This window comes from Luteolibacter sp. Populi (assembly GCF_040801775.1).
Classification (GTDB): domain Bacteria; phylum Verrucomicrobiota; class Verrucomicrobiia; order Verrucomicrobiales; family Akkermansiaceae; genus Haloferula.
Map to the genome: position 1 here is coordinate 4,878,861 of NZ_CP161812.1, position 25,810 is coordinate 4,904,670.

General features: G+C 62.1%; 17 protein-coding genes. 14 read left to right on the forward strand and 3 right to left on the reverse strand.

Annotation, left to right across the window (positions count from 1 at the left end; genetic code table 11):
* The first annotated feature begins 43 nt into the window (after positions 1–43).
* The 8 genes from ABWK72_RS19820 (at position 44) to gyrA (ending at position 14,625) form a co-directional block, all read left to right on the forward strand.
* Positions 44–2,659, forward strand: coding sequence for an Amuc_1098 family type IV pilus outer membrane protein (locus tag ABWK72_RS19820; protein WP_367871310.1), 2,616 nt, complete (start codon positions 44–46; stop codon positions 2,657–2,659).
* Positions 2,660–3,009: 350 nt separating this feature from the next.
* Positions 3,010–4,947 (forward strand): transcription termination factor Rho, encoded by a 1,938-nt coding sequence (gene rho / locus ABWK72_RS19825; RefSeq protein ID WP_367871311.1) that lies wholly within the window; start codon positions 3,010–3,012, stop codon positions 4,945–4,947.
* 130 nt (positions 4,948–5,077) lie between these two features.
* Entirely contained in the window at positions 5,078–7,120 is a 2,043-nt protein-coding gene (locus ABWK72_RS19830) for a hypothetical protein (protein WP_367871312.1), read from the forward strand.
* A 112-nt stretch (positions 7,121–7,232) separates the two neighbouring features.
* Positions 7,233–8,297: a ribonuclease D gene (locus tag ABWK72_RS19835; RefSeq protein WP_367871313.1), complete on the forward strand. Its 1,065-nt coding sequence runs from the start codon at positions 7,233–7,235 to the stop codon at positions 8,295–8,297.
* A gap of 134 nt (positions 8,298–8,431) precedes the next feature.
* Positions 8,432–10,975, forward strand: a complete 2,544-nt coding sequence (gyrB, locus tag ABWK72_RS19840) for a DNA topoisomerase (ATP-hydrolyzing) subunit B (RefSeq protein WP_367871314.1) — start codon at positions 8,432–8,434, stop codon at positions 10,973–10,975.
* Positions 10,976–10,978: 3 nt separating this feature from the next.
* Positions 10,979–11,545 (forward strand): hypothetical protein, encoded by a 567-nt coding sequence (locus ABWK72_RS19845; RefSeq protein ID WP_367871315.1) that lies wholly within the window; start codon positions 10,979–10,981, stop codon positions 11,543–11,545.
* 17 nt (positions 11,546–11,562) lie between these two features.
* Complete coding sequence (locus ABWK72_RS19850; RefSeq protein ID WP_367871316.1) at positions 11,563–11,925, forward strand: hypothetical protein; 363 nt, start codon at positions 11,563–11,565, stop codon at positions 11,923–11,925.
* A 12-nt stretch (positions 11,926–11,937) separates the two neighbouring features.
* On the forward strand, positions 11,938–14,625 hold the full coding sequence (gyrA, locus tag ABWK72_RS19855) for a DNA gyrase subunit A (RefSeq protein ID WP_367871317.1): 2,688 nt from the start codon (positions 11,938–11,940) through the stop codon (positions 14,623–14,625).
* Between the two features lie 112 nt (positions 14,626–14,737).
* On the opposite strand, the gene ABWK72_RS19860 is transcribed toward gyrA, so the two are convergent.
* On the reverse strand, positions 14,738–15,673 hold the full coding sequence (locus tag ABWK72_RS19860; RefSeq protein ID WP_367871318.1) for a ThuA domain-containing protein: 936 nt from the start codon (positions 15,671–15,673) through the stop codon (positions 14,738–14,740).
* 28 nt (positions 15,674–15,701) lie between these two features.
* A complete protein-coding gene (locus ABWK72_RS19865; protein WP_367871319.1) occupies positions 15,702–18,266 on the reverse strand; it encodes a discoidin domain-containing protein in 2,565 nt (854 codons plus the stop codon).
* Positions 18,267–18,502: 236 nt separating this feature from the next.
* On the opposite strand from ABWK72_RS19865, the gene ABWK72_RS19870 reads away from it, so the two are divergent.
* The 3 genes from ABWK72_RS19870 (at position 18,503) to ABWK72_RS19880 (ending at position 22,088) form a co-directional block, all read left to right on the forward strand.
* Positions 18,503–20,044: a YifB family Mg chelatase-like AAA ATPase gene (locus ABWK72_RS19870; RefSeq protein ID WP_367871320.1), complete on the forward strand. Its 1,542-nt coding sequence runs from the start codon at positions 18,503–18,505 to the stop codon at positions 20,042–20,044.
* Between the two features lie 186 nt (positions 20,045–20,230).
* Positions 20,231–21,106: a hypothetical protein gene (locus ABWK72_RS19875; protein ID WP_367871321.1), complete on the forward strand. Its 876-nt coding sequence runs from the start codon at positions 20,231–20,233 to the stop codon at positions 21,104–21,106.
* 19 nt (positions 21,107–21,125) lie between these two features.
* Entirely contained in the window at positions 21,126–22,088 is a 963-nt protein-coding gene (locus ABWK72_RS19880; protein WP_367871322.1) for a FecR domain-containing protein, read from the forward strand.
* 5 nt (positions 22,089–22,093) lie between these two features.
* Here ABWK72_RS19880 and ABWK72_RS19885 read toward each other — a convergent pair whose 3' ends face one another.
* Entirely contained in the window at positions 22,094–22,738 is a 645-nt protein-coding gene (locus ABWK72_RS19885; RefSeq protein WP_367871323.1) for a DUF922 domain-containing protein, read from the reverse strand.
* A 142-nt stretch (positions 22,739–22,880) separates the two neighbouring features.
* Between ABWK72_RS19885 and ABWK72_RS19890 the strand changes: the two genes are divergently transcribed.
* Genes ABWK72_RS19890 through ABWK72_RS19900 form a run of 3 tightly spaced genes read left to right on the forward strand, consistent with a single transcriptional unit; the run spans position 22,881 to position 25,802 of the window.
* The gene (locus tag ABWK72_RS19890; protein WP_367871324.1) at positions 22,881–23,384 is read left to right on the forward strand and encodes a DUF6484 domain-containing protein; all 504 of its coding nucleotides are present in this window, start codon (positions 22,881–22,883) and stop codon (positions 23,382–23,384) included.
* Positions 23,385–23,394: 10 nt separating this feature from the next.
* Positions 23,395–24,696: a TIGR02270 family protein gene (locus ABWK72_RS19895; RefSeq protein ID WP_367871325.1), complete on the forward strand. Its 1,302-nt coding sequence runs from the start codon at positions 23,395–23,397 to the stop codon at positions 24,694–24,696.
* 2 nt (positions 24,697–24,698) lie between these two features.
* Positions 24,699–25,802 (forward strand): DUF2169 domain-containing protein, encoded by a 1,104-nt coding sequence (locus ABWK72_RS19900; RefSeq protein ID WP_367871326.1) that lies wholly within the window; start codon positions 24,699–24,701, stop codon positions 25,800–25,802.
* The last annotated feature ends 8 nt before the right edge of the window (positions 25,803–25,810 follow it).

The window sequence follows — 25,810 nt, forward strand, 5'->3', positions numbered from 1 at the left end:
GCTTCACAACCGCCGGTCAGCCCGGCAGAACACGATCCCAACCATGCAAAAAACGCCAAACAATCGCACCTGCAAAACTGCCGCCACCCTGATGGCATTGGCAGCAGTGATGCCGGTCACCCTGACGGTTGCCAATGCCGGCGAAGGCGGCGGCGGCGGCTACAGCAGTCTCGCCCAGAAGGAGATGATCCGCCGCCAGAATGCGGTGTCCGATGCCGACCGACTGCTTGCCGAAGGCCGCGAGGCCTACGCCAAGGAGAAGTATCAAGAGGCCGTCGGCAAGTACAAGGAAGCGCTCGGCGTCTTGCCGGATGCGCCGATGGTGGAAGACCGCCGCAAGGTGCTCGTCCAGCATCTGGCCGATGCCTCGACCGCGCTGGCCGACAGCTATCGCCGGATGGGCAAGTACGACGAGGCGCGTGCGCTGACCGCCGACGTGCTCGTCCACGACGAAGGCAATGTGGATGCCAAGCGGGTCAACGAATGGTTGGATGATCCGATCCGCACCAATCCGGCGCTCACTTACGAGCACACCGAAAACGTCGATACGGTGCGCCGCCACCTCTACCTCGCCGAAGGTGCCTATAACCTCGGCAAGTATGACGATGCATTCGGTCACTATGAGACCGTGATCCGCACCGACCGCTTCAACAAGGCCGCCCGCCGCGGCATGGAGCGTGTGGCCCAGGCGAAGGCCGATTACTATCGTGCCGCTTACGACCACACCCGCGCCGAACTGCTGGCGCAGGTTGATGCTGCATGGGAACTTGCGGTGCCGCCGATCATCACCCAGCCGCTGGACACGAACACCCAGAACGGTCCGACCACGGGCACCCAGTACATCCTGGAGAAGCTCCGCGACATCACGATCCCGATCATCGATTTCGAGGACACCTCGGTCGAAGAAGCCATCGACTTCCTCCGCCTGCGCTCCCGCGAGCTGGACGTGAAGGAGACCGATCCGTCCCGCAAGGGCATCAACTTCGTGGTTCGCAAGCCGCGTGCCGGTGCCAGCGGCGATGCCGCGCTCGACGCCGATGCGGCGGGCGGTCTGGGTGCCACCGCGGACCCGGGTGCTCTCCGGATCAAGGAACTGCGCCTGCGCAACGTGCCGCTGGCCGAAGCGCTCAAGTACATCTGCGACGCGACCCGCCTGCGCTACAAGGTGGACGAATATGCCGTCACCCTGGTTCCCGGAACCGAGACGGATGAAGACCTCTTCACCCGCAGCTTCTCGGTGCCGCCTGACTTCATCGCCCGCCTGGGTGGTGGGGGTGGTGGTGACGGCGCTGCTGCTCCCGATGCCGATCCCTTCGGCGGTGGCGATGGCGCTGCTGCCGGCGCATCCCTGAAGGCTCGTCCGAAGATCGCTGATGTTCTCAAGGAGAAGGGCGTGACCGATGTTCCCGGAGCATCCGCGACTCTCACGGGCTCCAGCTTGGTGGTGCGCAACACCCCGACCAACATCGACCTGATCGAGAGCTTGGTGGAATCGGTGGTTCAGGGCACCCCGAAGCAGGTGAAGATCTCGACCAAGTTCGTGGAAATCTCCCAGGAGAACACCGACGAACTGGGCTTCGACTGGATCGTCTCGCCCTTCGGCCTCTCCGCGAACTCCGTGTTCCTCGGCGGTGGCACCATCGGCAGCGGCCAGACCCGCACCAATGCGGACTTCATCGGCACCGTGGCGCAAACCACGATCCCGGGTGTTCCTGCCGCCACCGGCACGAACGTGACCGACATCGTAACCGGCGGTCTCCGCAGCGGGGACGGTGCGATCAACCGCAACAACATCGACGCAGTCCTGAACAACCCGAACCGGACGGCCCAGAGCGCCAGCCCGGCACCGGGGATCGCGGCCTTGACCGGCCTGTTCTCCGACGGCCAGGTGCAGCTGATCATGCGCGGTCTCGCCCAGAAGAAGGGCACCGACCTGATGACCGCACCGAGCGTGACCGCTCGCTCGACCGAAAAGGCGACGATCGAGATCATCCGCGAATTCATCTACCCGACCGAATACGAACCCCCGGAACTTCCGAACTCGATCGGCGGCAGCGTCAGCGGCGGTCTGGGTGGCGGTCTGAGCAGCGGCGGCGGGATCTTCCCCGTCACCCCGGCAACCCCGACCTCCTTCGAAACCCGCAATACGGGTGTGACGCTGGAAATCGAGCCGACCATCGGTGGCAACGACTTCGTGATCGACCTGCGCTTCGCGCCGGACATCGTTGAATTCGAAGGCTTCGTGAACTACGGCAGCCCGATCCAATCCCCGGCTACCGACTTCCTCGGCAACCCGACCACGGTGACCATCACGGAAAACCGGATCGAAATGCCGGTGTTCTCAAGCCGCCGGGTGACGACCGCCCTGACCATTTACGACGGCTACACCGTTGCGGTCGGCGGCCTGATGCGCGAGGACGTGCAGACGGTGGAAGACAAGGTGCCGGTCTTCGGCGACCTACCGATCGTCGGACGCTTGTTCCAGACCAAGGCAGAGAACCGGATTAAGAGCAACCTGATCATCTTCGTGACCGCGCAGATCATCGACGCCGGTGGCAAGCCGCTGCGCGATAGCTCGGGCAACCTGACCGGCACTGCCGGCGGCACGGCAGATGGTGCGGTTTCCACGGACGGCGTGCTGCCTCCGATCAGCCAGTAATTGGAGCCGATTCATTCCAAGCGGGCGGAGGGGCAACCCTCCGCCCGTTTTTTTGTGGGCGGAGGGTGGGGATTGACTGCAGAGAGGGGCGGGGGAAGGCTGAGTGCCGAGTGATCAGTGATCAGTGATCAGTGATCAGTGGTGAGGAAAGGCGGAAGGAGGGTGAGCCGCCAAGACGCCAAGGGCGCAAAGGTTTGGGGAGGTTGGGGGGAGAACGAAACGCGGGGGCGCGGAGGTCGCAGAGAGGGCACCCCGAATCGGACGAATCCTACGAATGGCGGAGGGCGCGCTGAGCCAGATGCGGACTACTTTTGATTGCCAGTCCTGCGCGCCGGGAGCTAGCTCGCGGGGTGCGTGTTTTCGGGCTGAGCGGAGGAATCGCGAGCGGCAAGTCCACGGCTTGCCGGATTCTTGCGGAGCTCTGTCCCGGGGTGGTGATTTTCGATGCGGATGCCTGCGTGCACGCGCTTCTGGCCGGACCCGGTGAGGCGGCGGAGCGGATCGGGGCCCGTTTCGGGGATGAAGTTCTGGATGAAAAGGGCGGGGTGAACCGCGACCGCCTGCGCGGCCGGGTTTTCGGCGATGCCGCGGCGCGCAAGGACTTGGAGGCGATCCTGCATCCGCGGGTCCGCGAGGAATGTCTTGAATCTTCGGCATCCGCCCGCAAAGTGGGGGCGGCCCTCTTCGTTGCGGATATTCCGCTTCTCTTCGAGAGCGGCTTCGATCTCGGTCAGGAAGCCAACCTACTGGTGGCTGCCGGGGACGAATCCCGCCGCCAGCGCTTGCGGAAACGGAACGGCTTCGACGATGCCACGATCGACGCCATTTTCGCGGCCCAGATGCCCCAGGAAGAAAAGCTCCGCCGCGCGGACCATGTCTTCTGGAACGAAGGCCCGGCCACCCTGCTGGAAGCCCAACTCCGGCGCTTCCTCCAATCCCACGCCATCATGAGCGACGACACCCAGCTCCCCGAGCTACCCGCCGATTCCACTGCCGAGACCCCTGCCGCCGTGCAGGAGGCCGCGCCCTTGCCCCAGACCATCGATATCAACGCCTTCCGTCTCAAGTCCTTGGGCGAACTGCTGACGATGTCGGAGGCGGTTCCCGCGCGGATCACGCCGGGGGCTCCCAAGACCCAATTGATTTTCGAGCTGCTGAGCTTTTACGCGAACGAAGGGGCGACGCTGATCGGCGAAGGCATCCTGGAACAGGCCAAGGAGAATTACGCGATGCTGCGCGATCCCGCGCGGAGCTTCCGGACCTGCCCGGACGACCTCTACATCAACGGCCACCTGCTGAAGGACCATGGCCTGCGCTCCGGCCATCGGGTGAAGGTCCGGATCCGTGCGCCGCGCGACCGCGACAAGTATCTTTCCGCCGTCGAGATCCTTGAGATCGAAGGCATCCCGGCCGCCGATTTCACGGTGCCGAAGGAGTTCGACAAGCTCACGCCGCTGTTTCCCGACCGCCGGATCGTCTTGGAAGGGGAGGGTGCGGATGGCACCAGTGTCCGTGTCCTCGATCTGGTGGCCCCTTTGGGCAAGGGCCAGCGCGGCCTGATCGTCGCACCGCCGCGGGGTGGCAAGACGATCTTGCTCAAGCAGATTGCCAAGGCGATCCGCCGCAACCATCCCGAGGTCGAATTGATCGTGGTGCTGCTCGACGAGCGGCCCGAGGAGGTGACCGACTTCGAGGAAACGGTGGGGACCACTGTCTATGCTTCGACCTTTGACGAGGCGCCGCGCCGCCACGCCCAGGTCGCGGATCTGGTGATCGAGCGCGCCCGCCGCTTGGTGGAGCAGGGGAAGGATGTCGTGCTTTTGCTCGACAGCCTGACGCGCCTCGCCCGCGGCCACAATTCCGCGAGCCAGGGCGGGCCGATCGGCAGCGGCGGCGTCAGCCCGGCGGCGCTGCAGAAATCGCGCAAGTTTTTTGGCAACGCCCGCAATGTCGAGGAAGGCGGTAGCCTCACCGTTCTGGCCACCGCGCTGATCGAGACGGAAAGCCGGATGGACGATGTGATTTTCGAAGAATTCAAGGGCACGGGGAACATGGAAGTCCGGCTCGACCGGGAATTGGCGGAGCGCCGCGTCTATCCCGCCATTCACATTCCGCAAAGCGGGACCCGCAATGACGACCGGCTCTACCATCCGGACGAGTTCGTGAAGGTTTTGGAGATTCGCCGGCAGCTGGCCCAGCTACCGGTCGGCGATGCGATCGAAACGCTGTTAAAGAACCTTCGAGCGACAAAAACCAACGCGGAATTGCTGCTTCGGGGCTTGCGCTGATCGCCGGTGTGTGACATAGCATGCACGATGTATCCGGGTTTATGCGCGGGGTGTGTGAAGACTCCGTGAAGCGTTTGTTTGCGCCAAGAATCTCCTTGTCAAAGAACGGGGCACGCGGAAGGTTTCGCCCATGGAAACCCAACGGATTCTAGTAACTGCCGCTACCATCCTCGCGTGCGCCGCCGCAGAGGCTGACGTGATCCAGACGCTATCGCTGAACAAGCTTTTCTATCAGACCGCGCCGATGTCGCTGCGGTTCGAATCGGGGCAACTGAGGGTTTTCCTTCGGGACGGATTGGTGATTTTGGACGGAGCCTGCGTGATCGATCCGCAGCTCTTCTTCTTCCCGCCCTCGAACATCCCGCCTTGCCCTTTGGGTGCCACGGGATTCGTTGCCACCGGCGACGTGGACCGGGACGGGATCCGCGACGACAACCAGTATTGGTCGGTCGCGGGCGTGATTCCCGCCTTTGTGGTCGAGCCCTCCCGTCCTGAGCTCTGCCAGCTCTATTCGGCGCCGCCGAGCAAGCTGGAGCGCCCGCTGTCCAATTTCCGCGATGATGCGGTGGTCACCTTCTACGACATCAGCACGGCCTTCGTGCAGCAATATGACCAATCCCGCTACGAGCTGATCCGGCCTTACGGTGCGGTCCGCCAGATGGAGACGGTTTACGCCCTCGGCGACGTGCTGACGACCGGCACCGTGATTGCCACCGTCACTAGTGCGGACATCGTTGGGCCACCGGTCACCGTCACTTTCAATGTGACCGCCACCCAGACCGGAGCGGCTTGGTCGCAAGCGCTGCGCGCCGCCTTGGCGAGTATTCCGGCGATCGACAACATCTACACCATCGGCGGTGCTGGCACGGTGGTTACCCTCACGGAGCGGGTGCCGAACGGCAATGATCCGGGCTTGAACGTGGCACTGGCTCCCGGCACGGCCGTGGTACTGGGTCTGCCCGCTCCCACCAGCGAGGACACCACTCCGGGTTCCACCACCAATCAGGCCGCGGCGCTGAAGAAGATGAACGAGGAGGTGATCCCCGGCCAATACGTCTTCACCTACCCTCGCTTGAACTTCCCCGATCTCACTCCGGTCGCGATTCCGGTGACGATCGTGCCAAGCCTCGATGCGCTGAATCCGGCCTCGCGCACTCCGCGGGCTGGCTTCCGCTTCACCAGCGGGACTTGGGACAGGGATGTCTACCAGATGGATCCCCGGTCGATCAACAAGGTTAAATGGACCGGGAATGACCGCACGAATATCCGGCCCGGCGACCGGATCTTCTTCTCGATTCTGAACGACTCGGAGGACTTCCTGCTCTTTCCGCCGACCGTGCCGCAGAATCCGGTCTTCATCCCGACTCCCACCGCTCAGCAATACACCCTGCCGCCGTTCTTCTTCGATGTCGGCCAGACCGGCGTGATGGAACTGAGCTATGAGCGGAATCTCTACAGCAGCGGCGTCTCGATCGACACTTCGGAAAGGAAGTTCCGAGCCAAGGTGATGATGGTCGATTCCTATCCGGGCTTTGCGGCCATCACCTTGCCAACCGGGACTGCCAAGCGCGAATATGCCGCGAAGGCCGATTACGATCGCGATGGCATGAGCAATATCGAGGAATTCGGCTTTCAGGTTCTGACCTATGAAGAAGTCAATGCCCGGGCCCGCGAGCAATTCGAGCCCCTCGCGAGCGACGTTCCCGTGATCTATCAGGCCTTCGGCTATGTGTCGCAGTTCTCGAAAGTGGTGACGAAATACAACAACCCGATTGTCAACAAAGACGTCAAGCCGGCGGGGATGGCGCCACCGTATCTGGATGCGGACAACAAGATCGTCATTGAAGCTCCGCTGCGTCCGAATACCGGGAACACGCTGAAATACAACTACACCCAGACCATTGGGGGCAAGAAGAAGGGCCAGAAGCTCAAGATCGGCAAGGATTGGGAGCAGTTCGTCACCACGACCACCGCTACCGAGAATGTGGTGATCGAAGTGCGGATCATCGATCCCGAGGATGGTGCCACGGTCCTGCTGGTCAACCGCGGTGGTCAGACCCCGGTCACCGTGACGCGCCCTACCCTCGTTACCCGTAGTATCAATCCGGTCGATCCGGCCGCCCCGCTGCCAACTATCAAGCTGACCCTTTCGACGCTGACGCTCAACAAGTGAGCCGGCAGGGTTTTGTTTTGCATGATTCGGGTTTTTGAATTCGACAATAGCTCCGGAGTCCGCGATCAGGGCTCCGGAGCTTTCCCTTTTGCTTGAAGGTTTCCCCCGGGTCATGTCTTCCCTACCACTGGTCAGCGACTCTTCGGAACTCGTTTCTCTGCTTTCCCGGCCGCCGGCCGATGCCGTTTGCGCCATCGATACGGAGGCCGACAGCCTCCATCGGTACCGCGAATCGCTGTGCCTCGTGCAGTATTCCTGCGGCGGGGACGACGCCCTGATCGATCCCCTGTCGATCGAGGATCTGTCGCCGCTTGGGGATTTCCTGGCGCAGCGGCCTGTCTGGATGCATGGCGCGGACTACGACATGACGATGCTGCGGCGCAGCTTCGCGAAGCTGCCGCCGGTGGTCTTCGACACCCAGATCGGGGCTCGTTTGCTCGGCGTCCGGCGCTTCGGTCTGGCGGATCTGGTGGAGCTGTATTTCGGCGTCGTGCTCTCGAAGTCCTCGCAGAAGGCCGACTGGGGCAAGCGCCCGCTTTCGGCGAAGATGATGGAGTATGCCCTCAACGACGTCCGCTATCTGCTGCCGATGGGCCAGAAGATCAGCGAGGAACTGAAGGCGAAAGGTCGCTTCGATTGGTTCGTGGAGAGCTGCGAGGCCGCCCGGCTCAAGGTGCTGGAGCGCGAGGAAGGCCGCGATGAGCCGTGGCGGATCCAAGGATCCGGCCGTCTCGACCGCGGGGGCTTGAATTTTCTCAAGGCCCTGTGGGAGTGGCGGGACACCGAGGCTTCGTCCTGGGACCGGCCCTCCTTCATGGTGGTTACCAACCGGCAATTGATCGACTGGAGCCTTGCGCTTGCGACCGGCAAGCGGATCGAGATTCCGCCGCACTATCGGCCGGACCGCCGCAAGCGCCTGACCGACGTCTTGGATGCCGCCCGGACCTGCAAGCCCGAGGAGTGGCCCGAGAAGCCGCGCGGCCTGCGTCGCCGGCGCGATGCCGAGTTCGATGCACGGGTGGGCCGTCTGATCTCCACGCGTGATGCCCGTGCCGTGGAATTGGACATCGATTCCTCGTTGATTGCGCCGCGTTCGACCATCGAATCGATCGCTGAAGGCGAGGTCCAGCCGCAGGAGGCGTTGCTCAGTTGGCAGTTGGCTTGCCTCGGCCTTTGAGGGGTGTTTTTCGGGGCGGGGTAATTGTTTGATTCTGAATTGCTTGCGGGCGAATCCCGGGGAGGAAAATAAGGTGGTCTTTTTGATGTTATGCCTTGTCTCCGCGACGGGTATTTCAGACCCTCCGGCAGTCCATGTCCGAAGAGCACAAGGAGCCTGAAAAGGCCGATACCAATGTCAGCGGAGAGCAGGCCTACGATGCTGCGCAGATCGACAAACTCGAGGGTTTGGAGGCCGTCCGGAAACGTCCCGGAATGTATATCGGCGACCCCGATGAGCGTGGTTTGCACCATTGCGTCTTTGAGGTTCTGGACAACTCGATCGACGAACACCTCGCGGGGTATTGCAGCCGGATCAAGATCGCGATCCACGTCGACGGTTCGATTTCGGTGGCGGACAACGGGCGCGGGATTCCGGTGGACATGCATCCGAAATTCGGGATTCCCGCGGTGGAACTGGTGCTGACGAACCTGCACGCCGGCGGCAAGTTCGGGCAGGGTGCCTACAAGTATTCCGGTGGTCTCCACGGCGTCGGCGCCAAGTGCGTGAACGCTCTCTCGGATTGGTTCAAGGCGGAGGTCTACCGCAATGGCAATCTGTATGCGATCGCCTTCGAGCGCGGCAAGACCACCGAGCCGCTGCACATCGTCGGCGAGGTCGATGCCAAGCGCACCGGCACCACGATCACGTTCTTCCCGGACGCCACGATTTTCGTCGATACGATCGAGTTCAAGTTCGACCGGCTTTCGACCCGTTTGAAGGAGCTGGCCTTCCTTAATCCGGGGCTGACCATCGATCTGGAAGACGAGCGCCCGGAGTCGGCGCGCAAGGCAACTTTTTTCTATTCGAAGGGGATCGTTGAATTCGTTGCGGAGCTTGGAGCTACCAAAACCCTGGTTCACGAAGATCCCGTCGAGCTGAATGGCAAACGCCAGATCGACATCGACTACGATGGCAAGCAGTCGCAGGAGGACGTCTTCGCCGATGTCGTCTTCCAGTACAATGACTCTTACAACGATCAGATCCTTTGCTTCGCGAACTCGATCCCGAATGCCGACGGCGGCACTCACCTCACCGGTTTCCGGACTGCGCTGACCCGCGGGGTCAACCAGTATGCGAAGGCGAACAAGATCCTCAAGGACAAGGACGCCGCCCTAACAGGCGATGACGTCCGCGAGGGCCTCGTCTGCGTGATTTCGGTGAAGATGCCGAGCCCGCGCTTCTCGTCGCAGACGAAGGGCAAGCTGGTGAACTCCGAGATCGAAGGGGTGGTCTCCTCGATCGTTTACGAAGGGCTGGTACAATTTTTCGAGGAGAACCCGGCGATCGCGAAGCGGATCATCGAGAAGTCCTTGAATGCCGCGCGCGCGCGCGAGGCGGCCCGCAAGGCGCGCGAGACGGTCCGCAAGTCCGCGCTCTCGGGTGGCGGCCTGCCGGGCAAGCTCGCCGACTGCTCCGAGCGCGATCCGGCGAAGTCCGAGCTTTATATTGTCGAAGGTGACTCCGCCGGTGGCTCTGCCAAGCAGGGCCGGGACCGCCGCACCCAGGCGATCCTGCCGCTACGCGGCAAGCTCCTGAATGTCGAGAAGGCGCGGCTTCACCGGGCTCTCCAGAACAAGGAAATCCAGAACCTGATCACCGCCATCGGCGCGGGAATCGGGGATGGCGAGCAGGATGGTTCCTTTACCATCGAGAAGGTCCGCTACCACAAGGTGGTGATCATGACCGATGCCGACGTGGACGGCTCGCACATCCGCACGCTGCTGCTGACGTTCTTCTGCCGCCACATGCCGGAGCTGGTGAAGCGTGGCTATCTCTACATCGCGCAGCCGCCGCTTTACCTGGTGACGCGAAAGAAGCGTTCGGAATACGTGCAGGACAACGACCAGCTCAACCGGATCCTGATCGATCTCGGGGCCAGCGAAGTCGAACTCCGGACCCACGACCAATCCCGGACCTTCTCTGCGGACGAGTTGAGGACCGTCCTCGAGACTTTGTCCTCGCTGTCCCGCTACTCGACCTCGATCGAGGGGAACGGTGGCCGCTTCAAGGACTATCTGGCTGCGCGCCAGGATGGCCGCCTGCCGGAATACATGGTCCGGGTCCGCACCGGGAATGACGAGAGGGTCCTCTATTTCACGAACGAGGAAGCGTTGCGCGCCTATTCCACGGAGAACCGGGATCTCCGGCTTTTCGACGAGCAGCTCAGCGACGAGGAGCTCGCGGCCCACACCGGCCCCTTGCGCCGCGCGAATCTGCACGAACTGCACGAGTCGCACGCGATTGCGAAGATCTTCTCCCGCCTCGAGGAGTGCGGGATCGATACGCAGAAGTTCTCCGACGATGACACGCCGCTGTTCTCCCTGCTGGAGGGCGATGGCGAGAAACAGAAGGTGTATCCTGCTTTCTCGATCCCGGAGGTGCTTGTCCGGGTACTCGAGATCGCCAGCCGCGGCGTCCAGATCAAGCGCTTCAAGGGCCTTGGCGAAATGAACGCCAAGCAGCTTTTCGAGACCACCATGGATCCGGAAACGCGCCAGTTCCTCCGCGTCCGTCTGGATGAGGACAACGCGGTCGAGGCCGACCGGATGTTCGACATCCTGATGGGCGACATCGTCGAACCGCGGAAGCGCTTCATCGAGGACAACGCGCTGAACGTACGGAATCTGGATGTCTAACGAATGCCAGCAAGCGACCCCATTCTTACCAAGGAGCGAATCCTCGCTGCCTTGGACGAACTGAATGCCATCCTGCAAGCGAAAGGCGTGACGGGGGAACTTTGTATTTTTGGCGGGGCGGCAATGGTCCTTGCTTTCGATGCACGGGAATCGACCCGCGATGTGGATGCAATCTTTGTTCCGAAGGCCGAAGTTGTGGATGCCAGTCGCCAGGTCGCGGAACATCGTGGTCTGCCGGAGTCTTGGCTCAATGACGGGGTGAAGGGCTTTGTCTCGCCCTCCGGAGAGCTGACGATGGACGGGATGCCACAGTGGGAGAATCTCCGCATCCTGCGTCCTGGCACTCCTTATTTGCTCGCGATGAAGTGTCTCGCAAGCCGGGTGGCGGGCTACGATGGAGCGGGGGATCGCGATGACATCCTACGCCTCTGCCGGGAGCTCGGGCTCCGCGAGAGCGCCGCGGTTCTTGATATTGTCGCCACCTACTATCCGGAATCGATGATCCCGGCGAAGACGCGCTTCTTCGTTGAGGAGATCCTCGCATCCGCAGACGAAGGAGGTGCTCCATGAAGACCACGGCATCTCCCATGTCGGTCGCTTTCGCCGGCATCTCCAACGAGCAGGACTTCAGCTACGGTTTCCGGGATTTTCTCGACCGCTTCCGCGAAGCTCCGGACTTCGCGATGATCTCCGATGAGCCCGCTTCTTTGAAGGATGCTTTGAATGACGACGGGCTCGCCGATGCCTATCTTGCTTCCATCGCAGCGTGGCTCGCCCGTCGCCACGATCTGCCCGTCCCGGACTGGGCGGTAGGGACGGCCCGCGCACTTGCGAAGCCTTGGTTTGCTGCGAAGACGCACAAGCTCCGCATGGTCTTGCTTCAGGAAAGTCCCGTCGAATTCCGCGTTCGCAACCTCTTCGTCTCCGCCAACGCGCTCTCCCGCGCCTGACCCATTTTCCGCATGTCCCAAGAATCCATCAAGCCGATCAACGTCGCCGAAGAACTTTCCAACTCGTTCTTGGAATACTCGATGTCCGTGATCATTTCGCGGGCGCTTCCCGATGTGCGCGACGGTCTCAAGCCCTCCCAGCGCCGGGTGCTCTATGCCATGCGCCAGCTCGGCGTGACGCCGGGGAAGGCTCACGTGAAGTGCGCGAAGATCGTCGGCGAGACGATGGGTAACTTCCACCCGCACGGCGACCAATCGATCTACTCGACCCTCGTCAACATGGGCCAGCCGTGGTCGATGCGGGAGATGCTGGTCGACGGCCAGGGTAACTTCGGCTCGGTCGAAGGCGATGCCGCGGCCTCGATGCGGTATACCGAGGCCCGCCTGCATCCGCTCGGGATGGCAATGATGGAGGACCTCGACAAGGACACCGTCGATTTCCAGCCGAACTACGACGATTCCCTGCAGGAGCCCACCGTCCTACCCTCCGCCTTCCCGAACTTCCTGGTCAATGGCGGCACCGGCATCGCGGTCGGCATGGCGACCAACCTGGCCCCGCACAATCTCGGCGAGGTCATCGACGGCATCTGCGCCCAGATCGACAATCCGGAGATCACGCTGCCGGAGTTGATGCATTACATCAAGGGGCCGGACTTCCCCGTCTCCTGCGAGATCCGCGGCATCCGCGGGATCGAGGAATACTTCCGCACCGGCCGCGGTTCGATGCGGCTGCGCGGCAAGGTCGAGATCGAAGAGAACGAGGGCGGCAAATCGTTCATCGTCATTCGCGAGGTGCCGTATGGCGTGAACCGCGCCGTGCTGCAGGAGCGCATCGCAGAGCTGGTCAATGACAAGACCCTGACCGGTATCTCCGGCATGCGGGATCTCTCCGACGAGGAGACCCGCATCGAGATCGAGCTGAAGCGCGATGCCCGCCCGCAGGTGGTCGTGGCCCAGCTCTTCAAGCTTACCGCGCTGGAGACTTCCTTCAGCGTGAACATGCTGGCGATTCACAAGAACCGCCCGAAGCAGCTTTCGCTCAAGGAGGCGATCGACGCCTACATCGAGCACCGCCGCGAGGTGATCATCCGCCGCACCCGCTACCTGCTCGGCAAGGCCGAGGAGCGGGCCGAATTGCTGGAGGCCTTCCTGCTGGCGCTCGGTCACCTCGATGAGTTCATCAAGATCATCCGCGATTCGAAGAACCGCGAGGAAGCCCGCGAGCGCTTGGCCGCTCACAGCTTCTCTACCGCCACCGCGGAGGGGCTCGGCATCCTGATCCGTTCGCAGGCCGCGATCCAAGGTGACCGCTACGTCTTCAGCGAGCGCCAGGTGAACGCGATCCTTGAACTCCGCCTCTATCAGCTCACCGGTCTCGAGCGGGACAAGGTAAAGGGTGAATACGACGAGGTGCTGGAGACCATCAAGGACCTGCTCGACATCCTGGCCCGCGAGGAGCGCGTGCTCAACATCATCAAGGACGAGCTCCGCGCCATCCGCGACAAGCACGCCAGTCCCCGCAAGTGCCCGATCCTGGCGGAAGCCGGCGAGATCGCGATGGAGGAACTCATCGCGAATGATGCGATGATCGTCACGCTTTCGCACCGCGGCTACATCAAGCGGACCCCGGCCAGCGAGTATCGCCTGCAAGGTCGCGGCGGCAAGGGCCTGAAGGGCATGGAGACGCGCGCCACCGGCAAGGACGAGGCGGACGACTTTATCGAGCACCTCTTCAGCGTCCAGGCGCACGACTACCTGCTGTTCTTCACGAATACCGGCCGGGTCTACGTCGAACGCGTCTATGATCTGCCCGAGGGTTCCCGGACCGCGATGGGGCGCAGCATCAAGAACGTCCTCGATCTCAAGCCGGAAGAAAAGATCGCCGCGCTGCTCCGTCTCGAGCGGACCACGGATGAGAACGGCAACGACGTCACCTTCCGCGAGGAAGCCGGTTTCGTGTTCTTCGCGACCCGCAGCGGCAAGGTGAAGAAGACAGCGCTCAACGACTTCCGCAACTATCGCAAGGCCGGTCTCACCGCCATCATTCTGGAAGAGAACAACGAACTCATTGGCGTCCGCCTGACTTCGGGATCTGATGACGTTGTGATGGTGACTCATGAAGGAATGAGCATCCGCTTCACGGAGGGTCTCTGGGGTTCGGGAGCGGAACAAACTGAGCAGATTCGCCCGCAAGGCCGTGCTTCGATGGGTGTAGGGGGCATCCGCCCCGACGAGGGTGACTTCGTCGTCAGCCTCGCCCTGGTCACTCAAGGATCCACTCTCCTGGTCGCCTCCGAAAACGGTCTCGGCAAGCGCACCTCTTTCGAGGAGTACCGCAGGCAGACTCGCAACGGCAAGGGCATCATCACGATGAAGGTCACCGACAAGACCGGCCCGGTGGTCGGTGCCGTCACCGTTACCGATGCCGACGAACTGATGCTCATGACCTCCACCGGCCAAAGCATCCGCATCCGCGTGAACGAAATCCGCGAGACCGGCCGCAATGCCCAAGGAGTGAAGCTTCTCACGCTCAAGGAGGGCGAGAAACTTCAAGACATCTCGCTGGTGATCCCCGATGGCGATGATGCTCCGGGCGAAGGTGCCGAAGGTGGTAGCGAACCATCGGACGGCGGCAGCGAACCGATCGAGGGCGGCATTGAAACCGGCTCCGACGATGTGCCGGAGACCCCGACCGAGTGATTCTTGAATCCCCGCCGGACCTAACAAAAGTCGTCCGGCGGGGTGTCTGCCTTTGCTCGCTTGGAAGGCGGTGCTTCCGGGATTCCCGGCCTGCAACAGGATGCGTCCGCAGCTACTTGACCGCTTCGGGGACGACGCTGATCGTGTCAGTTGTCGGGAAGTTCTTCGGGCGCGGGATCGTCACCTTGTCGGTGGCGACCCACTCCACCGAGCGCTGGAGCACGGTGCGGAATCCGACGCAGTCGTAGGTTGTCGGATACTTGTCATTGGTCCCCAAGTGGCCGGGAACCAGGGTGATGACCTTGCCCTTGCCGTAGGGGATCCACCAGATCATCGGTTCATGGACGCCGGTGCCACCCTTCTCTTTTGAAGAGAAGGCGGTCGCCAGGATGTGCACGTTCTTGGCAGGGCCGCGCTGGGCGTGATAGAGTTCGTCGCTCACGTGCATCCAGAGCTTCGGCAGATCCTTGAAGATGGGATTCTGATCGTCACGGGTGGCGATCGGATAGGAGTGACCGGCACCGTGTCCGCCGCCGGGTCCTTCTCCTTTCGGCTGGCGGACGGGTTCGAGCTTCTCGTCGAGAAAGAGGCGGTCCCCTTGGTCGGCACCGCGCCAGAGCAGGCCGGCCATTTCTTCGAATTCAGGCCAGCCGCTGAAGGCATTGTTGGCCGCGTGAACGAGCACCACGTGCCCGCCGCCGCTCACGTAATTGACGAAGTCCTTCTTCAAGGGGTCGGACCACATCTTGCCGTTGTAGTCACTGAGCACGACATCGTAATTCTTGAATGCAGGAGCCCAGTCATTCCAGGCATCCTCCGGCGCTTCCTTGGAAGGGCTGGTGCTGACGCTGACGTCGAAGCGGCCTGTCTCCACGAGCAGGCGTTCGATGATCGGCGTGCTGCGAACCCAATCGTGATTGTTCTGGCCGGTGACAATCAGGACGCTGAGGCGGTCAGCCGCAAAGGCCGCCGTGCCGGAAAAAACGAGTGAGACGAGGGACGCGGTGATGAGGGATTTGAGGAAGATCATGGCGGAGCGGGGTTTCAAATTGAGAGATTTTGTCGTGAAGGAACGGTCACTTCTTCAAGTCGGCGAGCACTTGAAGTTCATGGATCGACCAGAAATTGCCCGGGGCGCTGCCGAGCTGGGTGATCCTGATAAACTTCGCAAGTGTCGGATTGAAGAGGATCTCGGTAATCGCCTTCTTGTCATTGCCTTTCGCGATCGGCTGGCTCCACTCCCGGCCATCCTTTGAGACGGCGACTTCGTAGCCACGGGGGTAGTCGTTGGCGGAGGTGCTGGTGTCTAACACCAGCCCGGTCACGGGAGTTTCGGTGTCGAGTTCGATCTGGAACCACATGCCGGGCTCCATGAACTTGTTGCTGGAGTAGCGGGATTCGGAGCTGCCATCGATGGCCCGCCTCGCTTCGCCGCCGTTGGCGCTGGCGCTAACCTTCAGCTTGTTGCTCGCGATGACTTGGGGAAGCTGGTCATGGAGTTCCTTGTAAGTCCACGGCTCGGTGCGGCTGGCGGTATCCTTGCGGGCTTGGGCGACATCGGATGGATTCACGAAGGTGCCGTGGTTCCCGAAGTTATTGCGGACATAGCTGAGAACCGAGGCGATCCACTCGTCATCGTTGCTCGCCATCGGGATCATCAGGCCCTCGTATTTTTTGCCATCGATCTCACCCTGAAGTCCCTTCAACAGGACATAGATGCCGCCCTTCGGATTGATGGTGATCGTCTTGGATCCTCCCAGCGACGGGGCGAGCACGTGACCTTCCATGCCGGCGACTTCAACTCCCCGGCCGTTCTGGCCGTGACAGCTTGCGCAGAGTGTCGAGTAGATCTCTTCGCCCTTCTTTAAAACCTTCCGCTCCCTCTCCGAGAACTCGGTGAGCTTCTGTCCGGGAGGAAGCATGAGGGAGGCTCCGATGTCCTTGATGCCCTTTGCAGAGGAATTGAGCACGGTGTCGGAGATCAGCTTCATGTGGTCGGGCCAGGCCAAGTATTTGGCGGTCATGCAGGCCTGGAGAGCGACGTTCGGGTCGGGATCCTTGGCGAGCTTCTCGATGTCCTTTTGGAACGAAGCGTCGCCTTGGCGAAACAATGTCTCGCTCACGCGGATGGCACCGGCCCTCACTCCCGGGTCCGCATCCGCCATCTTGGCTCGGACGATTTCAGCCGTCGCGGCATCCAGGCCCTGCAGGGTCCAGAGCGCATGCAGCCGTGTCAGGGGGCTCTTGTGCTGCTTGGCGACTCTTTCGAGCAGCGGCACCACGGACTTGTCCTGGCGCAGGATGATCAGGCGTTGGGCGGTGTCGCGCCACCAGCCGTTGGGACTTGCGAGGTGGGCTGCGACCTGGGCTGTCGTCTCCTCAAACATGCGCGGTGCTTTCACCCGCTGGGTCGAGGTGTGCACCAAGCGCCAGATGCGGCCTCGATCGATGATTTTATCGAAGCTGTATTGCTCCACCACCTTGCGGAGATAGCTGCCCGGATTCACCCACGCGGCCTCTTGGATGATGCCACGATACATGTCGGTGATGTAAAGCGTGCCATCGGGAGCGGTGGTCATATTGAGCGGGCGAAAGCACAGATCCGTGGAGCGGAGGAACTCGGATTTCTGTTCTTGATAGGGATTGCTCAGGACTTTGAGGCCGCCGTTGTTGGTGACTTTCGCGCGCCGGACCAGGCGCCCGACCGGCTCGCCAAAGAACACATCACCGAGCAGCTCGGCGGGAAGCTGGTCGCCTCGGAATACCTCGATGCCGGCTCCCGAACTGAAGCTGTTGAGCGTGCCTTTCGGCTCCCGCGCCTTGCCCGGCCCGCCTTGGAAATCCCGCGCTCCCACGGCCGGGAAGAGCTCCTTGAATCCTTCTGCAAACTGGTCCTGCGGATTGAACATCCCGTAGACCACCGGCGCTTGGAAGCTGAGCGGTCCTTTCTCGCCGCCCGCGTTGACGTAGTAGAGGTTGCCCAGATCATCCTGGCCGAGACCCCACTGGCCATCGTTTGCCTTGGTGTCCTCCTTCTTGATCCCGTTGGGGGTCCAGCGCAGGCGGAAGCTGTTGTAGGTGGTGTAGATCCCGTTATCGATCGCCCAGATCAGCCCGCTCGGCTGATGTTCCAGATTGCCGCCGCGGGGACCACCCGCCCACCAGAGTTCCTTCTTGTCGGAGACGCCGTCGTCGTTGGTGTCGGTATAGAGGTAGAGGTCCAGGGTGTCGGTCTCATTGACCACGATCTGCCCCTTGCCAAGCGGCAGGATCATGCGGGGCAGCATGAGATTGTCCACGAAGACGGAATGCTTGTCGTAGGTGCCATCACCGTTGGTATCGGTGTGCATGGAGATCCGGCTGCTGGTCTTCCGCTGGTCGGTGCCATCGATGTCCTGCATGTAAGTCCGCATTTCCGCGACGAACATCCTGCCGTTGCCATCGAAGGCGGTCACGACCGGGTCCTTGATCTCGGGTTCGCTGAGGACCAGTTCCATCCGATAGCCGGGAGGCAACTGGAAGCTCTTGGCGGCCTGCTGGGGCGTCTGGGCTTGGACGGCGGGCATCGGCGGCAACTTCCCGGCTTGGGCATGCGCCGCGGTGATCGAGGCCAAGGAGAGCAGAAGAATGCTGGATTTCATTATGATGGAGAAAGATCGTGGGTGCGATCAGGAAGCGGGTCGGGGCACGCCGGAACGGATCACCTCAAGCGACCGATTATACGGAACCTTCGGCCGAATCTTCGCGGGACCATAGTCCCCAAAACGGGGACACTTCCGGTAGAACGCAGCTCTGCCGGGCGACCCTTCCGGCGAAAGGAGACGCGTCTTTCCTCCTTGTCACCGTCTATCAGCCACTCCACCGTCGAACTGTTCGCATGATTACCCGTTTATATTCCGCGGCCCTGCGGGGAGTTGATGCCTTGGAGGTCGAAGTCGAGGTCAACGTCCGGGGCTCCGAGAAGCCTCTCGTGATTGTCGTCGGCCTGCCGGATGCCGCCGTCCGTGAGTCGTCGCAGCGCGTCATCTCTGCCATCAGTGCCTCTGCGCTCTACCTTGCGGATGGCACGAAGACGGTGAACCTGGCGCCGGCCGACCTGAAAAAGGAAGGGCCCTCCTTCGATCTGCCGATCGCGCTGGCGATGGCGTCGGCCAGCGAGAATCTGGTGTTGGCGTCCGACGATTGCTGCATCGTCGGTGAGTTGGCCCTGGACGGCGAGGTGCGGCCGGTAAAGGGCGTGCTGTCGATCGCGCTGGAAGCGAAGCGCTGCGGACGCACGCGGGTGCTGGTTCCGGAAGCGAATGCATCGGAAGCTGCAATCGTGGAGGGAGTGCAGGTATTCCCGATCCGTTCGCTTCACCAGGCATGGCACTTCCTACGGGGCGATGAGGTGATCGAGCCGTTTACTTTGGACCGCCGCGCTTTCTTTGATTCCCATCGCAGTTACGAAGTCGATTTCGACGAGGTCAAAGGCCAGCATCACGTGAAGCGTGCCTTGGAGATCGCGGCAGCCGGAAATCATAATCTCCTGATGGTTGGTCCACCGGGAACGGGCAAGTCGATGCTCGCGAAACGCATGGCGACCATCATGCCGGACATGAGTGAGGACGAGGCCATCGAAACGACCAAGATCCACTCCATCACGGGATTGCTCGATTCGAAGCGTGCCTTTCTAACCACCCGACCTTTCCGCTCCCCGCATCATACGATCTCGGATGCCGGCCTTCTCGGAGGAGGAACCAATCCGGGGCCCGGCGAGGTCTCGCTGGCCCACCACGGCGTGCTCTTCCTCGATGAGTTGCCGGAGTTCCGCCGCAGCACCTTGGAAGTGATGCGCCAGCCGCTGGAGGACGGTCATGTAACGATCTCCCGTGCCGCGGGCTCGCTGACATTCCCGGCGAGGTTTCTTTTGGTATGCGCGCTGAATCCCTGTCCCTGCGGCTACTACGGCGATTCCAAACGGTCGTGCAGATGCAGTAGCCGCCAGATCGAGACCTATCGTCAGCGCATCAGCGGACCCTTGCTCGACCGCATCGATTTGCATGTCGACGTTCCACTGGTGGACTATCGCGAATTGTCTTCCTCCGCTTCCAGCGGGGATTCTTCCGCGGTGATCCGGGAGCGGGTGCGTGTCGCACGCGAGCTTCAGCAGCATCGCTTCAAGGGAAAAAGCACGATCACCAACTCGTCCATGTCGCCACGCCAGGTCCGCGAGCATTGCAAGCTGGACAGCATGGGTGCTGCCTATCTGGAGCACTCCATGGAGCAGATGAACTTTTCCGCGCGGGCACACGATCGCATTCTCAAAGTCGCCCGCACCATCTCGGATCTCGGCGGGAGCGATACGATCCGTCCCGACGATGTCTCTGGAGGCAATCCAATACCGGACCTTGGACCGGAATTTGTTCGCGTAGTCTAGTAGAAGCCCGCTGGTCCGGGAGTTCTCAGGATCCGATTGAACATCATGCACCCCGGGGTGTTCTAACTGTTGGATGCACGCGTGTCGGCTCGCCTTGCAGTGCATCCTGCAAGCCCGAAAATCGTTGACTCCTTATTTTAAAGCTGACAATAGGGAGGTCGATTAACTCGAAGGATCTTGGCTCCCATGAAATGCTCACGCGGACGATTCGAATGGATGGCGCTTCTCGCCATGTCGCTGGTTGCACCTCTTCATGCCGGCGACGCTCTTGGTGGCGATTCCGAGTTCGGCGAGATCGAAGCAGTGGACTTCCGGAAGTCTAACTGGGAGCCGTGGAAGGTATGGGTCGACGGGGATGTCCACTACTACGATAACATCCGCTCGATCGACCTGCTGGCCCCGACTTTGGCAGGAGTGCTTTCGGACGAGGACGATTTCGTTTATCGAGCAGGCTTGGGTGTGCAGTACACTCCCTTGATCACGAACAACTTGTTCCTCGATACTTCGGTGAAGCAGGAGTTCTACCGCTTCGACAAGCTCAACCAACTCGACTTCGATTACACGTCCGCCGACGTCGGCTTCATCTACGTGGTCCAGTCCCTCCGCGATCTGGAACTCTTCGCCCGCTACCGCTACGAGCATCTCGAGTCCGGCACCTTCGATAGCAAGATCTACGGGATGCACTCCGCGGAGATCGGGGCACAGCAGGTCTATCGCTTCGCGCCGGGACAGTCGGTGTTCGGCCAGCTCAAGGCCCGCTTGGCGCTCGATGCCAGTCCGGACATCACCGGCTTCGACGAATACAGTTTTAATGCCGGCTACAAGTGGGAGAGCAACCCCTTCGAGGTCTCGCTGCTCTACCGCTTGGGCTATTCGAATTTCGACGATATCGATCGCGCGGATTGGAACAATGCGGTGATGCTCCGCGGGGCCTACCATTTCCGCGATTGGCTAACCTTCTCGGCGGATGCCTCTTTCACTTCGAATCTTTCGGATCTGTCGGCATTCGAATACGAAACCTACGGGGTCGGCGCGGGCCTGTCCTTCCAGATGTCTTTCTAACAATCACCGTCACCGGGCCATGAAAAGCAGCTCACGATTGAATTTGCTCCTGTCTTCGCTAGCGACCGTCGCAGCACTCGCTCCCGCTGGATTGCTCGCCGAGCCGGGAAGCGTCGAAGCGATCCGCGGCGAGTCGATGTACGTCCGCGACGGCATGATCCGGCGGATGGCGGTCGCCGCGACGCTCCAAGGCGGCGATGGCGTGAAGACCGGCTCAAGCGGCCAGACCCAGGTGGATGCCGGCGGCGCGACCGTGCGCGCCGGGTCCAATACCGATCTCGCTCTCAAGAAGAACCGCCAGGGGCTTACCCTCAAGTCGGGCATCGTCCTGGTGAGCAACAAATCCCAGGGCAGCGGCTTCGAGCTGGAGACGGACCGTCACCGCGCGACTTCCTACGGGACCATGCAGGTGAGCTACCTGAAGGACCAGTACCTGAAGGTGCTCTGCGTGGAGGGCAAGGTGAAGGTCAGCCTCAAGGCTTTGATGGGAGATAGCGTGACCCTGCAGGCCGGCCAAATGGTCACCATCACGCCGACCGAAGAGCGTATCCCCGAACCGGCCATGGTGAACCTCGGCCGGGTGGCGAGCACCTCGGCATTGATGGGGCCCGGCTTCGTGGTGCCCAAACTGAACTTTCCCGGTGGCGGACGTATCGGTGCCACGGTCGCCGCGCAGGAGCAAGCTATGGCCCAAGGCACCGGGCGCGTGGGCAAGGACACGCGTGAGAAGACCCTTGCCGATACCGGGAAGACCCTCGGGATCCTGACCAAAGGCGGAGGCGAAGGATCGCAGCTCGCCGGCGAGTTCGTGGAAGCAGCCGGTAGATTCTCGAACGGGTCCAACAACAACCAAGTCTCCCCGGAATTGATGTATCAGATTCTGTACGGAGCTTCCAAAGGGCTCTTCCACCAGAGTTCCAACACTTCGCCACCACCACCGCCGCCTTCGCCTGTCGCGCTGCGGCGTCCCGGCCGCCCTTGATCGATTCAGGCGGGCGGGCGCAGTGCATGTCCGCCCTCGATAGCCTCGCGGATGGCGGTCTCCCAACGGCGCTGTGCGTCCGCGGTCCGGCTGTGATCGGTCTCATCGTCGTAGCGGTCGGACATCGCTTGGGAGTCCGTCCGTGAGCGCTCGAGCCGCTCGCTGACGAGGCGCTGGAGCTCCTCGGTGGTATCCGCCCGGAGTGCGGCCAGATCCCGCATCACTTGCCTCGCGTCCAGGCCGCTGATGTCGAAATGGCCTTGCTCATGCGCGAGGAGGGCATCGGTTTTCGCCGCGCGAACCACCCAAGTGTCCCCGGCCACGATCATCAGACGCACACCGAATGTTCCCAACCGGAAACGCCCGTCGGTCCGGCAGACGCTGACATCATCGTCGAGAATGGCTTCAGGATGAATTTGGGCGTCTTCGTCTTCGTCGGACGGGCGTTCTTCTCGCTCATCGGGAAAGTCGCGCCGCCATGAAATCGACCTCGGCCAACCGCGTAGGCGCGGAGCTCCGCCGCAGGTCCCGCCACCGCCCTTCATGCCGACCGGGCCCGAGTCGCCCACGGTGGTGACCGGTGCCATCGGGCTGGCAGTTTCGAGGTCGGGAGCCTCGTCCAGTGTGCCGGGTTTTCGCGAATAGCTCATGGATTCGTGAGGACTCGAAAGCGGGTTGGCAGGCAGTCGTGCGACCCCGTGCGCTCACGTGACATTGACATGGATTCTCAACATTGCTAGATCGATAAGTTAATGAAACATTCTCCACCAGCTTTCACCATTCTCGGGGGCCATGAGTGAACCCCGCCACTTGCCAAGCGCGGTGCCGATGCCGAGCGGCACACTAGCGACCCATGGGGTTGCGATCGGAATCTTCGCCGGTCGCGACAGTGAAGGGCGGCCCTGCGTGTCTTTCCCTCACGCCAGTTCGGCAGGAGTCCGGTCGGCCGCGGCGTCGTGTCCGCTCGGGGATCTGAAACCGGGTGGACCCGTGGCGGTAATGTTCATCGGGGGCGATCCCGCACAGCCGGTAATCCTGGGGCCCGTGGTGTTCCCGCCTGCCGGTGAGATCCCTTGGGAAATTCCCGCGGAGAGCGCGGATGCTCCGACCGCCGAACCGCCTTCACCCGAAGGGGAGGAACTCACCCTGAACGCGGAGAAGAAGATCAGTCTGGTCTGCGGCAAGGCGAGCATCACGCTGACCGAAGCGGGAAAGGTCATCATCCGCGGGACCCATCTGCTGAGTCGCGCCACCGGTGCCAACCGCATCCAAGGCGGATCGATCGAGCTGAATTGAGGAAAGCGGCATGGCATATGGCACCATCATTTCAAGGCGGCCGATCGGCTTTAGCCCGCGGGAGATTTCCAGCTTGATCAACGGGGAAGTCGTGGCGAGGCATGCCGAAGATGTCGCCTTCCTCTGGCTCCGGCGGGAGCGGGCCGCAGGCTCACCCAAGTATAAACTAGCCGATCTCGCCGCACTCGACGAACGGGTGGAGGCCCATCTCGACGGCCTGCGGGTCGCAGGTGATTTCGGCTGGCAGTGTACGTCGGCGCAGCTCGCACCGGAAGCGGCTGGGGAAGTTTTCGCTGCCGCGGTGCTGGCCTTCGAGAGCGGGAACGATGAACGCATCGGCCTGGTGCTGGAACCGGCAGCGCTGGATCCGGCTGGCCGCCATGCCTTGGCATCCGCCTTGGGCTGGGGAACGCGGGATGCGATGGCACCGCGGATCCGCAGCTTCTTGGAATCGCCCGTCGTGGAAAACCGGTTGATCGGCCTGGAAGCGGCCCGGCTCCAGCGTCTTGATCCGGGTTCGCTATTGAAGAGTCTACTGGGTGATTCCGACCCGCGGGTCCGGAGTTCGGCGGCGCGGGGAGCAGGAGAGTTGGCCCGCAGCGACGTACTGCCGGAGCTTGGCTACTTGCTCCGTGATGGCGATGCAGATTGCCGCTTCGCCGCGGCGTGGTCATCGGCACGGCTCGGCATCCGGTCGGCATTGGGGATGGCGACGCTTCGCGAAGCGGCTCTCGCGAATCATCGGGGTGCGGCCCAGGCGGCGGAGACCTTGGTGTGGTGCCTCGAAGCCGGTGAGGCCTTGGCTTGGTACCGCGAGTTGCGCGATGATCCGCGACATCGCATTCTGGCATTGCAGGTCGCCGGCTACCGTGGCGATCCGGACTTGGTCGAAGATTTGATCGCGGCGATGGATGATCCCGCCGTCTCCCGGTTGGCCGGGGAGGCCTTTTCGCGGATCACCGGTGTGGATCTTGCGTTCAGTGATCTCGATGGCGACGCGCCGGCGGACTACGACGATGGCGCCCGTGACGATCCGGATGATCCCCGCGTGGACCTGACCTATGACGATGACTTGCCATGGCCGGTGCAGGACCGCGTGAAGGATTGGTGGATGACGAATCGCGCCGGCTTTGCCTCCGGCGTCCGGCATCTGTTAGGGGCACCGTTGAGTGCCATCGTGGCAGGCGATTGCCTTGCCAAGGGAACTCAACCGCAACGGGCATCGGCAGCCCTCGAATTGGCGCTGCGTTTGCCCGGCGAGGTAATGGCTGAAACAAGAGCACCGGCCAGACAGCAGATGTCGCGAGATTAATCATGGACTTTGTCAACCAAACCAAGCTTGCCGCCGGCTGGACCATGGGCTTCCGGAAGGACGGGCGCGAATTGATGGTGGTGGCCGCAAAGGGTACCTTCATGATTCCCTCGCGATCCGATCAGGAGCCCGTGCTTGCGACCGCTCAAGTCCCCTTGGTGACCGGCGACACCTTTACCGGCGAGCCCGGCTTCTCCGCTGTTGAATACGAGGTGGACTACGCGCACCTCAAACCCGCCTGCGACGTGCTGGTGAATGGCTGCGCTTATGCCCCCGGCGGCCGGCCGGCGAGCTGCGTTCCGGTGGCCTTGGTAGCGGGTCCTATCAGGAAGCACTTCGAAGTGATCGGGGAGCGGCGATATGAACTGGGCATCCTCGGTTCATCGGCACCTCCGCCCAAGCCCTTCGTATCTCTGCCGATCAGCTACGATAAGGCATACGGTGGGGCCGATCATCATCCCAGGGAACCCGACAAGGTTCGGACCTATGCCGACAATCCGGTCGGCGTCGGCTACTATCCTCTCACCCAGGGCCACGACCGCTCCGGAAAACCGCTCGCGTGTACCCGCGAGCCGGGGAAACCGGCCGACGATCCAAACCAAAGCTACCGGCCGATGGCCTTCGGGCCGATGGGGCGCAATTTCAAGGATCGCTACAAGTTCGCGGGAACCTATGACAAGAATTGGCAGGACCATAGGGCACCGTTCTTTCCGGCGGACTTCGACTACCGCTACTTCCAGGCCGCTCCCGAGGACCAGCAGATGCCGTATCCCCAGGGCGGGGAGACCATCTTGTTAGAGAACTTGTCGCCGCGCGGACGGCTCGTCTTCGCGCTCCCGCGCCGGAGCGTGCCGGTCCTTTTCATTCCATACCGCGGACAGGCTTACGAGCAGCAGGCGGTGATTGATACCGTCGTGATCGAACCGGAGTTCGACCGCTTCACCATGACTTGGCGGACTTCCGCGCCGATGGGCCGGAGTTGTTTCGACCTGATGAGAGTGGTGGTCGGCCGTGGAATGCGCGAACATGTCCGTGACAGCAGGCGCGGGGGCAAGAGGCACTTCAAGAACCTTGCGGAATTCATCCGTTGGAAACGGACCCGCTGAAGAATTGT

Coding starts and splice junctions, on each gene's coding strand:
- ABWK72_RS19820 (WP_367871310.1), top strand. CDS start 44: ATGCAAAAAACGCCAAACAATCGCACCTGCAAAACTGCCGCCACCCTG.
- ABWK72_RS19830 (WP_367871312.1), top strand. CDS start 5,078: ATGGAAACCCAACGGATTCTAGTAACTGCCGCTACCATCCTCGCGTGC.
- ABWK72_RS19835 (WP_367871313.1), top strand. CDS start 7,233: ATGTCTTCCCTACCACTGGTCAGCGACTCTTCGGAACTCGTTTCTCTG.
- gyrB (WP_367871314.1), top strand. CDS start 8,432: ATGTCCGAAGAGCACAAGGAGCCTGAAAAGGCCGATACCAATGTCAGC.
- ABWK72_RS19845 (WP_367871315.1), top strand. CDS start 10,979: ATGCCAGCAAGCGACCCCATTCTTACCAAGGAGCGAATCCTCGCTGCC.
- ABWK72_RS19850 (WP_367871316.1), top strand. CDS start 11,563: ATGTCGGTCGCTTTCGCCGGCATCTCCAACGAGCAGGACTTCAGCTAC.
- gyrA (WP_367871317.1), top strand. CDS start 11,938: ATGTCCCAAGAATCCATCAAGCCGATCAACGTCGCCGAAGAACTTTCC.
- ABWK72_RS19865 (WP_367871319.1), bottom strand. CDS start 18,266: ATGAAATCCAGCATTCTTCTGCTCTCCTTGGCCTCGATCACCGCGGCG.
- ABWK72_RS19870 (WP_367871320.1), top strand. CDS start 18,503: ATGATTACCCGTTTATATTCCGCGGCCCTGCGGGGAGTTGATGCCTTG.
- ABWK72_RS19875 (WP_367871321.1), top strand. CDS start 20,231: ATGAAATGCTCACGCGGACGATTCGAATGGATGGCGCTTCTCGCCATG.
- ABWK72_RS19880 (WP_367871322.1), top strand. CDS start 21,126: ATGAAAAGCAGCTCACGATTGAATTTGCTCCTGTCTTCGCTAGCGACC.
- ABWK72_RS19885 (WP_367871323.1), bottom strand. CDS start 22,738: ATGAGCTATTCGCGAAAACCCGGCACACTGGACGAGGCTCCCGACCTC.
- ABWK72_RS19890 (WP_367871324.1), top strand. CDS start 22,881: ATGAGTGAACCCCGCCACTTGCCAAGCGCGGTGCCGATGCCGAGCGGC.
- ABWK72_RS19895 (WP_367871325.1), top strand. CDS start 23,395: ATGGCATATGGCACCATCATTTCAAGGCGGCCGATCGGCTTTAGCCCG.
- ABWK72_RS19900 (WP_367871326.1), top strand. CDS start 24,699: ATGGACTTTGTCAACCAAACCAAGCTTGCCGCCGGCTGGACCATGGGC.